Here is a 1,078-nt window from a genome sequence, read left to right as displayed (position 1 = left end):
CCATACGCGACAAAAACCGCCGCCTTTATACCCCGGACTACTGCTTTGAGCCGGAAAAACTTCCGATGGCACTCGCCATCTATAAGGGAGATACACGCGAAGTAGAACGAATAGTAAAAGAACAAAAAACAGATATCAATGCAATGAGCAGCAAGAGCGGCTTTCGGTATTTATTTTATGCCTGTTTGATGGAAGATGTGGGCATGGTGAAAAAATTATTGAGCCTGGGAGCCGATCCGAATAAAATAACGTTAGATATATCCGAAGGCAAACCCGCGGCAAAAACAACCAATATCTCGTTTGCCGTAGGACGAGGAAACTTGAAGCTTACCAAACTCTTATTGGAAAATGGAGCAACCCCTAACACCCCTGTAGGCTTATTGCCTTTGAATGTAGCGATGTCCCATAAAAACATGCAGGAATATCTTGATTTGCTGTTTAAATACGGAGCCGATGCGAATTATAAAGAATACGGAAGTTGTGAAAATGCAGCACAAATAGCTCTTTTGGGACGACAATTTAAGTTGATTCATTATTTTCTGGATAAAGGCTCGGATCCTACTTCCGTGGATGCGTATGGAAATAGTTTGGCGTATTCCGTGCAAGACGAGTTGGAAAATTTCCGAGGAACAGAAAAGGCGAGGAAAGAATTGGAATCCGTAAAGGCTCGTTTAATTAAAGAGTACCACATCCATTTTCCGGTTACCGAACAAACAAAAAAAGGCATGGAAAATGAAATCGCAAGATACCAAGAGCTTCCCCTTGAGATCAGAGAATTACCGGGCATGGAAGATGATAAATACTATACGAGAAGAGTACAAGACTCCTTGTCAGCAGGAAAAACCATAACGGGGCAACCCTTAAAAAATTAAAGGAATAATTCCATGAAAAATAAAACCAATCCACTATGTCGACCAAAAACTTATTACCTCCCTTAATACTAATCCTAATAATAATGAATATCCTATCCTCCTGTTTAGACCCCATACGCGACAAAAACCGCCGCCTTTATACCCCGGACTACTGCTTTGAGCCGGAAAAACTTCCGATGGCACTCGCCATCTATAAGGGAGATACA

The 1,078-nt window shown here is 41.7% G+C and carries 1 protein-coding gene; it reads left to right on the top strand.

All coding sequences use genetic code 11. The features are described 5' to 3' along the window. Positions 1-65: 65 nt before the first annotated feature. Positions 66-872 (top strand): ankyrin repeat domain-containing protein, encoded by an 807-nt coding sequence (locus ASC36_RS07085; protein ID WP_055425795.1) that lies wholly within the window; start codon positions 66-68, stop codon positions 870-872. Positions 873-1,078 lie beyond the last annotated feature (206 nt).

This window comes from Apibacter mensalis (assembly GCF_001418685.1).
Classification (GTDB): Bacteria; Bacteroidota; Bacteroidia; order Flavobacteriales; family Weeksellaceae; genus Apibacter; species Apibacter mensalis.
Note: the sequence above shows the minus strand (reverse complement) of the source record. Positions and strands in the feature narration are given on the sequence as shown.